We start from the raw sequence: 7292 nt of genomic DNA, 5'->3' as shown, positions 1-7292 counted from the left end.
TGAACCCGCGGCCTCCACCTTGACAGGGTGGCGAGCACTCCAAGCTGCTCCACAGGACCAGGTTTCGCGGCCTGGTTTCCCCGGCTGCGAAACGAGACTCTACAGCAGCTCGGAGGGTGCGGTCGAACTGACTGCTGGCGACCGGACCGTCACGGCGGGCGTCATGGCGCCAGCGCGTCGATCGCCTTCATGATGCGCTTGTCCGAGACGGGCTGCGCCGTGCCCAGAGCGTGCGCGAAATAGCTCACCCGCAGCTCCTCGATCATCCAGCGGATGTCCAGGACCTGCTGCGGCACCGGCCATCCCTTCGGGAGCTGTTCGAGCAGCCAGGCGTACTCGTCCTGCATCTCGTGGACCTTCTCCATCCGCGTCGTGTCGCGCTGGACGGCCGTCGGCATCTGCTGGAGCCTCCGGTCCACCGCCACGAGATAGCGCATCAGATCCGGCAGCCGGCGCAGCCCGGTGCGGGTGACGAAGCCCGCCGGTACGAGGGCCGCGAGCTGGTCCCTGACGTCCTGGACGTTGTTCACCAGCGTCAGACTGTTCGTGGCCTTCAGCCGGCGCTCACACGCCTGCCAGGCGGCAAGGATCTGCTGGACCTGGCCGATGGTCCGTACGGTCATGTCGACGAGGTCGGCGCGGACCTTGTCGTACAGCTTCCGGAACGATTCCTCGTCCCACGCGGGACCTCCGTGGTCCGTGATCAGCCGGTCCGCCGAGGCCATCGCGCAGTCGTCGAACAGCGCCTGGACCGAGCCGTGCGGATTGCGGGAGAGCGCCAGCTTCTGCTGGTTGGAGAGCTTGTCCGAGGCGAACTTCGCCGGATTCACCGGGATGTTCAGCAGGATCAGCCGCCGCGTTCCCGCCCACATCGCCTGCTGCTGCTCCGCCTCCGTGTCGAAGAGGCGTACGGCCACGGTGGCGCCCTGGTCGACCAGGGCCGGATACGCCTTGACCGGCTGGCCGGCCCGTCGCGTCTCGAAGACCCGGGAGAGGCTGCCGATCGTCCAGTCCGTCAGTCCCGTACGTTCGATCGACGCGCCGCCCGAGCGCTCCGCGGTGGCCGCGGCGGCCTGGGAGAGGGCCTGGCGGGCCTTGGGCCGAAGACTCAGCTTCAGCGCCTCCAGATCCTTGTCCTCGGCGATCTTGCGACGCCGCTCGTCGGTGATCCTGAATGTGATCTTCAGATGGTCGGGCACCCGTGACAGATCGAAGTCGTCGCCCGTGACCGGTACGCCCACCATCCGCTGGAGCTCGCGCGCGAGCGTGACAGGCAGCGGCTCCTGGAGCGGCACCGCGCGCTCCAGGAACGCCTTCGCGTAGTTCGGCGCGGGCACGTAGTGGCGGCGGATCGGCTTGGGCAGGGAGCGGATCAGCTCCATGACCACATCCTCGCGCAGCCCGGGGATCTGCCAGTCGAAACCTTCGGAGGTGACCTGGTTGAGCACCTGGAGCGGTACATGGACGGTCACGCCGTCCGCGTCAGCGCCCGGCTCGAACTGGTACGTCACACGGAACTTGAGCGGGCCCTGCCGCCAGGAGTCCGGATAGTCGTCCTTGGTGACCGAGCCGGCCTTCTCGTTGATGAGCATCGACCGCTCGAAATCGAGCAGTTCCGGCTCCTCACGGCGCTTCGCCTTCCACCAGGAGTCGAAGTGCGCGCCGGAGACCACATCGTCCGGCACGCGCTGGTCGTAGAAGTCGTAGAGCGTCTCGTCGTCCACAAGGATGTCGCGGCGCCGTGCGCGGTGCTCCAGCTCCTCGACCTCGCCGAGCAATTTGCGATTGTCATGGAAGAACTGGTGATGCGTACGCCAGTCGCCCTCGACCAGCGCGTTGCGGATGAACAGCTCCCGGGAGATCTCGGGATCGATACGGCCGAAATTCACCTTGCGCTGGGCGACGATCGGCACGCCGTACAGCGTCACCTTCTCGTACGCCATCACGGCCGCCGCGTCCTTCTCCCAGTGCGGCTCGCTGTAGGTGCGCTTGAGCAAATGGCCGGCGAGGGGCTCGATCCACTCGGGCTCGATCTTCGCGTTGACGCGCGCCCAGAGCCGGGAGGTCTCCACCAGCTCGGCGGACATGATGAAGCGCGGCGGCTTCCGGAAGAGCGACGAGCCGGGGAACACCGCGAACTTGGCGCCGCGCGCGCCCAGATACTCGTTCTTGCCGGTGCTCTTGCCGGCGTTCTTGGCGGCCTCCGCGCCGGCATCCTTCACATCCTTCATACCGATGTGCGACAGCAGGCCGGCGAGGAGGGAAACATGGACGGACTGGTCGGCCGCGTCCTCCTCGTTGAGATGGATGCCCATCTGCCGGGCGACCGTACGGAGCTGGGAGTAGATGTCCTGCCACTCCCGGATCCGTAGGAAGTTCAGATACTCCGACTTGCACATTCGGCGGAAGGCGGAGGAGGACAGCACCTTCTGCTGCTCCCTGATGTACCGCCAGAGATTGAGAAAGGCGAGGAAGTCCGACGTCTCGTCCCTGAAGCGGGCGTGCTGCTGATCTGCCTGCGTCTGCTTCTCGGCCGGGCGCTCGCGCGGATCCTGGATGGAGAGCGCGGCGGCGATCACCATGACTTCCCGTACACAGCCGTTGCGGTCGGCCTCGATGACCATACGGGCCAGGCGCGGATCGACCGGGAGCTGGGAGAGCTTGCGGCCCAGCGGTGTGAGCTTCTTCTTCGGATCCTTCTGCGCGGCCTGCGACGGATCGAACGCGCCGAGCTCCTGGAGGAGCTGTACACCGTCGCGGATATTGCGGTGGTCCGGCGGATCGATGAAAGGGAATCTCTCGATGTCACCGAGGCCGGCCGCGGTCATCTGGAGGATGACGGAGGCCAGATTCGTACGGAGGATCTCGGCGTCGGTGAACTCCGGGCGGGACTCGAAGTCGTCCTCGGAGTAGAGCCGGATACAGATGCCGTCGGAGGTACGGCCGCAGCGGCCCTTGCGCTGATTGGCGCTGGCCTGCGAGATGCGCTCGATCGGCAGGCGCTGGACCTTGGTGCGGTGGCTGTAGCGGGAGATACGGGCGGTGCCGGGATCGATCACGTACTTGATACCGGGAACGGTCAGCGAGGTCTCGGCCACATTTGTCGCGAGAACGATCCTGCGTGTCACGTTTCCGGAGGGCCGCTGGAACACGCGGTGCTGCTCGGCGTGCGAGAGCCGGGCGTAGAGAGGGAGGACCTCGGTGCCGCGCAGCTTGCGTTTCTCCAGGGCGTCCGCGGTGTCGCGGATCTCACGCTCGCCGGAGAGGAAGACAAGGATGTCGCCGGGGCCCTCCGAATGGAGTTCGTCCACGGCCTCGGCGATCGCGGTGATCTGGTCGCGGTCGCCATCCTCGCCGTCCTCCTCCAGAAGAGGGCGGTAGCGGACCTCGACCGGATAGGTCCGGCCGGAGACCTCCACGATGGGAGCGTCGCCGAAGTGGCGGGAGAAGCGCTCCGGATCGATCGTCGCCGAGGTGATGACGACCTTGAGATCCGGGCGGCGGGGGAGGAGCTGGGCGAGATAGCCCAGCAGGAAGTCGATGTTGAGGCTGCGCTCATGGGCCTCGTCGATGATGATCGTGTCGTACGCGCGCAGCTCGCGGTCCGTCTGGATCTCGGCGAGCAGGATGCCGTCGGTCATCAGCTTGACGAAGGTCGCGTCCTGGTCGACCTGGTCGGTGAAGCGGACCTTCCAGCCGACGGCCTCGCCCAGAGGCGTGTCCAACTCGTCCGCGACCCGCTCGGCGACGGTACGGGCGGCGAGCCTGCGCGGCTGGGTGTGCCCGATCATGCCGCGGACGCCGCGGCCCAGCTCCAGACAGATCTTGGGGATCTGGGTCGTCTTGCCCGACCCGGTCTCGCCCGCGACGATCACGACCTGGTGGTCGCGTATCGCCTCCAAGATCGTGTCCTTCTTCTGGCTGACGGGGAGCTGCTCGGGATACGTGACGGCGGGCACGCGCGCGCCGCGCAGCCGCATCCGCTCGCCGGCCTTCCCGGCCTCACCGGCGATCTCGTCCAGCACGGCCTGCCGTGCCTCGGGTTTACGGATGCGCCGGGCGCCCTCGAGACGGCGGCCGAGCCGCTGCGCGTCGCGCAGCGAGACATCGGCCAGCAGGGTCTGGAGATCGGCGAAGGAAGTAGACATACCGAGCCAAGGATCTCACCCGCGGCTCGGGGGTGGCGAACCCATTTCGGGCGGGGCGGGTGGAGGTGTTGGTGATGGGTGGCCGAGGGCAAGTCCGGAGTGGTCCGTCCGTCACACGGGAGCGTGGACCGCCGCCGCTCGCTGGGCGTTCACCGGTCGTCCTCTCCGCGCTGCGGGTATAGGGAGGGACTTAGGTCCTGTCCGGTCCATCCTTTTCGTTCCCTTTGTCGCGGAGGTTGCTCGCCCATGTCTGCCACACCGTCCGCCGGCCCGTCTTCGTCCACGAGCCAGTCGTCGTCCGCGTCGCCGCCTCAGCCGGTTGCGCCGCCTCCGTCCTCGTCGCCCCCGACGTCCTCGCCCGTGTCCGGTCCGCCGTCGTCCTCGTCGTCCTCGCCGTGCTCCGCGTCTGCGTCGCCTGCCGTGGCGTTGTCTCCGTCGTCGTCGCCGTCGGCCCCGGCTGCTTCTCCGCCTGTTTCTCCGCTTCCGTCGGCCGAGCCCGTGCTGCCCGTGTCCCCTTCGTCGTCTCCGTCTCCGTCTACCTCTACGTCTGTGGCTCCGCCCGTGCCGCCGCTTCCGTCGGCCGAGTCACCGAAGTCTTTGCTGTCCTCTCCACCTGCGTCGGCTGCGCCACCGTTGCTTCCGTCGGCTCCCACATCAGACTCCCCGTCCGCTCCGACAGCGCCGCTGACGCCTCCGCCGTCCCCAGAGGCTTCGCCGCCCGTTTCTCCGTCGCCTCCGGTGGAGCCGCCCGCGTCCCCGCCGCCTTCGCCGTCGCTGTCCGCGTCTCCGGCGTCCACGCTCCCGGCGTCTCCACCGGCGTCTCCACCGGTCTCTCCTCCGGTTCCGTCGGAGCCGCCGTCATCGGTTCCTGTTCCGGTTCCGTCTCCGTCGGTCCCGTCGTCACCGCCTTTGCCGGTTCCGTCGTCTCCTCCGCCGTCTCCGTCTCCGTCGCCTGCGTCGCCGCCGTCCGCGCTGGACTCGTCTGCGCCGCCCGTCTCTCCGACGACTCTTCCGCCGTCGTCTCCTCCGCCCGCGGCGTCTCCACCGGACTCTCCACCGGCCTCTCCGGAGCCGTCGCCGCTTACGGCCCGTCCCTCCCGGCAGGCCATCGTCATCGGCGCGGGCATCGTGGCCGCCGCCGTGCTGCTCGGCGTCGTCTCGTACACCTCCACCCGCCCGGACTCGCCCTCCCGCGCGCCGTCCGGGGACCGGGTGATCGCCGAGATCCCCGCCCAGCCGCAGCCCCGCGTCTATCCCGAACTGGTGAAGCTCGCCCGGCGCGGCGCGGGCGATCCGCTCGCCGTGGGCCGTGCGGACGCGCCGGTCGTCATGGTCGAGTACGCGGACTTCAAGTGCGGCTACTGCGGGAAGTTCGCCCGCGACAGCGAGCCCGCGCTGATCAAGAAGTACGTCGACGACGGTACCCTCCGTATCGAGTGGCGCAACTTCCCGATCTTCGGCAACCAGTCCGAGGCCGCGGCCCGTGCCGCCTGGGCCGCCGGCCGGCAGGGCCGCTTCTGGCAGTTCCACACCGCCGCGTACGCCAAGGGATCGAAGGAGAAGGGCTTCGCCGTCGACCGGCTCGACCAGCTCGCCCGCGAGGCCGGAGTGAAGGACATCAACCGGTTCAGGGACGACCGCGAGAGCGACGCCGCCGAGGCGTCCGTACGGAAGGACTTGGCGGAGGCGTACGGGCTCGGCGCCACCTCCACCCCGTCCTTCCTCGTCAACGGCCGTCCCATCGCGGGCGCCCAGCCGCTGGAGACCTTCACCCGGGCCATCGAGGCGGCGAAGAAGGATCCTCCGCCCAAGCTCACGCCTCAGAAGGAGACAGCCCCGAAAGGCACGACTCCGAAGGACACGGCCCCGAAGGATCTCCCGAAAGACCTCCCCAAGGACCTCCCGACGAAGAACGGCCCGACGACGAAGGACGCCGCTCCGATGGGCCTCCCGACGAAGGACACCACGAAGACTGACAGCAAGGGCGGCAAGGACGATCGGTGACGACCGACATCGGCTATCCGGTCGCGCTGCTCGGCGGTCTGCTGGCTCTGCTCAGCCCGTGCAGCGCCCTGCTGCTGCCCGCGTTCTTCGCGTATTCCATCGACTCGGCGAGCCGCCTTCTCGCCCGTACCGGCATCTTCTATCTGGGCCTGGCCACCACCCTCGTTCCGTTGGGCGCCGCTGGTTCCTTCGCGGGACGGCTCTTCTACGGCCATCGCGATCTGCTGGTCGCCCTCGGCGGCTGGCTGATCATCGCGCTCGGGCTCGCCCAGATCCTCGGCCTGGGCTTCGCCTCGCGCCGTATGGCCGAGCTGTCGGGGCGGATCCGGCCCACGACCGCGCTGTCTGTGTACGCGCTCGGTCTGGTCTACGGGCTCGCCGGCTTCTGCGCGGGGCCGATCCTCGGCAGTGTGCTGACGGTGGCCGCGCTGAGCGGCACTCCGGTCTACGGGAGCGTGCTGCTCGCGGTGTACGCGCTCGGAATGGCCGTACCGCTGTTCCTGCTGGCCCTGCTCTGGGAGCGGTACGGTCTCGGCCGCCGGACCTGGCTGCGCGGCCGTGCCTTCCGGGCCGGCCGCTTCGAGCTGCACACGACCTCGCTGCTCTCCGGGCTCTTCTTCATCGTGCTGGGGACGGTCTTCCTTGTCTTCGACGGGACGGCCGCGCTGCCGGGGCTGCTCTCGGTCGATGCGTCCTTCGAGGTCGAACGCCGGGCGCGCGATGTCGCCGCGGCCGTGCCGGACTGGGTGCTGCTGGCCGCCGTGGCGCTGGTCGCGGTCGTGGTCACGGTGGCGCGCAGGCCGCGCGGACGAGATACGAGGGAGCCGGACCGTACCCGTACCCGTACCGAAGAGGCCGGAACGGGCGGCACGTGACGTACGGGCGGCACGTGACGTGGGAGAAGCGGCGCATGAGAAGCGCGTACGGACGCGTACGGGAAAGCCCCGCCGAGGATCTTGGCGGGGCTCATGCCCTTGCGGGCGGTGGTGGCTGGGGCCGGGATCGAACCGGCGACCTATCGCTTTTCAGGCGATCGCTCGTACCAACTGAGCTACCCAGCCACGCAACCTGACGGTTGCAGCGGTCCTGACGGGATTTGAACCCGCGGCCTCCACCTTGACAGGGTGGCGAGCACTCCAA

At 68.7% G+C, this 7292-nt stretch carries 4 protein-coding genes and 1 tRNA gene; 2 read left to right on the top strand and 3 right to left on the bottom strand.

Translation table 11 applies throughout. The features are described from left to right. Positions 1–161: 161 nt before the first annotated feature. Together hrpA and GA0115259_RS41720 are read right to left on the bottom strand one after the other, a co-directional pair. Complete coding sequence (gene hrpA, locus GA0115259_RS12670; RefSeq protein WP_093595301.1) at positions 162–4148, bottom strand: ATP-dependent RNA helicase HrpA; 3987 nt, start codon at positions 4146–4148, stop codon at positions 162–164. 311 nt (positions 4149–4459) lie between these two features. Next, entirely contained in the window at positions 4460–5314 is an 855-nt protein-coding gene (locus tag GA0115259_RS41720; RefSeq protein WP_256097984.1) for a hypothetical protein, read from the bottom strand. Between GA0115259_RS41720 and GA0115259_RS41715 the strand changes: the two genes are divergently transcribed. Beyond that, positions 5277–6152, top strand: a complete 876-nt coding sequence (locus GA0115259_RS41715; protein WP_370747666.1) for a DsbA family protein — start codon at positions 5277–5279, stop codon at positions 6150–6152. The two genes, GA0115259_RS41720 and GA0115259_RS41715, sit on opposite strands and share 38 nt — an antisense overlap. After that, positions 6149–7027, top strand: coding sequence for a cytochrome c biogenesis CcdA family protein (locus GA0115259_RS12655; RefSeq protein ID WP_093595295.1), 879 nt, complete (start codon positions 6149–6151; stop codon positions 7025–7027). The genes GA0115259_RS41715 and GA0115259_RS12655 overlap by 4 nt, the downstream gene beginning before the upstream one ends. Positions 7028–7136: 109 nt before the next feature. Here the strand turns inward: GA0115259_RS12655 and GA0115259_RS12650 are convergent. Further along, positions 7137–7213: transfer RNA gene (locus GA0115259_RS12650), tRNA-Phe, on the bottom strand. Positions 7214–7292: the final 79 nt, after the last annotated feature.

This window comes from Streptomyces sp. MnatMP-M17, from assembly GCF_900091995.1.
In the GTDB taxonomy this organism is placed as follows: domain Bacteria; phylum Actinomycetota; class Actinomycetes; order Streptomycetales; family Streptomycetaceae; genus Streptomyces.
The sequence above is the reverse complement of the archived record's forward strand: the minus strand, read 5'-3'. Positions and strand labels throughout refer to the sequence as shown.